General features: G+C 81.5%; 1 pseudogene. It reads left to right on the top strand.

The features are described 5' to 3' along the window. Positions 1–271: pseudogene (locus BZL64_RS39935) on the top strand (hypothetical protein); the annotation flags it as partial.

The raw sequence follows: 271 nt of genomic DNA, 5'->3' as shown, positions 1-271 counted from the left end.
TCGCCACGCGCACGGCCGGCGCGGCGACCGCACTGGCCCACGGGGCCGTGGCGGACGTCCAGCCGGTCGCCGGTGGAGCGGTGCGGGGCCTGCGGCCGGTCGCCGGGGGCGCGGTCGCGGACGTCCCGCCGTACGTCACCGGGCTCGCGGGCGAGGTCACCCAGGACGCGTCCGGCGCCGTGCTGCCGCCCGTCGCGCACACCGCAGTGCGGGCCGTCGTGCCGGTCGCGGGGCAGGCGGTCGCTGACGCGGGCACGTCGGCGTACGGCGT

Origin of the sequence: Streptomyces bobili (assembly GCF_002154575.1) — a bacterium.
Lineage (GTDB): Bacteria > Actinomycetota > Actinomycetes > Streptomycetales > Streptomycetaceae > Streptomyces > Streptomyces bobili.
Note: the sequence above shows the minus strand (reverse complement) of the source record. Positions and strands in the feature narration are given on the sequence as shown.